This window comes from Thermotalea metallivorans, assembly GCF_001562415.1.
In the GTDB taxonomy this organism is placed as follows: domain Bacteria; phylum Bacillota; class Clostridia; order Peptostreptococcales; family Thermotaleaceae; genus Thermotalea; species Thermotalea metallivorans.
In genome coordinates, this window is sequence record NZ_LOEE01000104.1 from 1 (window position 1) to 1,331 (window position 1,331).

General features: G+C 35.4%; 2 protein-coding genes. Both read left to right on the plus strand.

Annotated features, from left to right (window positions below):
* Positions 1 to 208 (plus strand): hypothetical protein (locus AN619_RS16225; RefSeq protein WP_207644253.1); only part of this gene is annotated, 208 nt, incomplete at its 5' end.
* A 114-nt stretch (positions 209 to 322) separates the two neighbouring features.
* Positions 323 to 955: a hypothetical protein gene (locus tag AN619_RS15335; RefSeq protein ID WP_068558125.1), complete on the plus strand. Its 633-nt coding sequence runs from the start codon at positions 323 to 325 to the stop codon at positions 953 to 955.
* Positions 956 to 1,331 lie beyond the last annotated feature (376 nt).

Sequence of the window (1,331 nt, forward strand, 5' to 3'; positions counted from 1 at the left end):
GTTATCGACTGTCAGTACAAACCTATTTTCTGCTTTCATCTTCTGTGATACAATAGACATGTTCAAGAACCTCCCAACCGTTGATTTTAATGGGGTTTTGTCACTTCTATTATATCACAGAGAGGGGGCTTCTTGGACTTTTTTATTGCCCAAAACTATTGATTTTTCAATATTCATCGCACATCAATTTTGTGCGAAAGTTGATTAAGTAACTAGAAGGGAGGGATATTATGGAGCTTCCAAGACCGCCTAATAAATGATATAGGTGCATTTGAGGTTACATGGTATCAAAAAAATTAAAAGTTAAAAGGGGATATAACAAATGAAAAAAATGATTTCAATGTTGTTGATTTTCACTTTGATGTTTGCCACAGTAATACCTTCCTTTGCAGCTGAAAAAGCAACTGATGCTGAGTATGCTAGATATCAAAATGCATTAAAGAACGTTGAAAAAAGTAAACTCACGGATGAAGAAAAAGTAGTAATGAAACAATTGATCAAGGAAAAGTACGAATATATAGTTGCGAAGAAAAGTGGTCAGGATATAGAGGCCCTAAATATAGAATTTGAGTCAGTTCAAACACTAAGCTATCCACCATTTGAGTGTATCGCTGTTTATTCAAAGTCAGTGGATAGGATCGCACTAGAAGCTAACAAATTGATGGCTTATGGCTCAATATCTGGCGGAATAGGTTTATTCGCTACAAAAGTACCTTATATAGGTACAGGAATTACTGCTGCAGGCGGGTTTTTCGGAATCGCTGGCGGATTAATGTATCTTTCTGTAGCTGATTTGAAAGCTGGATCAGACTATGTTGGAGAGACTTGGTTTAGATGGACAGACGAAGTGAACTACACTTATCAAGTATATACAAAAACTTATGTTGAATACGATGGCACTAGAATCTCAGAAGTTAAGCAAAGTGCGATTACAGACGGAGACTGGGATAGCTAAAATAAATGTGGATAGAAGGAAGTGAGAATTAGGATATGGTGAGAGCTGTGCTAGGCATTGTGTTGCTGATAACAGGCATAATGACACTGCTGAATAATGATAATCTAATATATATGATAATTGCAGTAATTGTAAATAGTGGAGTTAATATACTTTTTGAAGTAAAAGCGGATAACAAAAAACCCTTTAATATCATCCTCAATTCAGCAGTTCTAATTGTATCAATTCTCATATTTATTAAGCTTGTTTAAATCAACTTTCGCAGGAAGCAACTGATAGCTTTAGCTTGATATAATCAGGCAAAGTCGAGACAAAGTAGTCCAAAAATTCATTAATCGCCTCTTTTGTCAGGAACAGTTTTTCCTGTAAAGCAGTT

Excerpts from the sequence above, each read along its gene's own strand:
- AN619_RS15335 (WP_068558125.1), top strand. The coding sequence starts at position 323 with ATGAAAAAAATGATTTCAATGTTGTTGATTTTCACTTTGATGTTTGCC.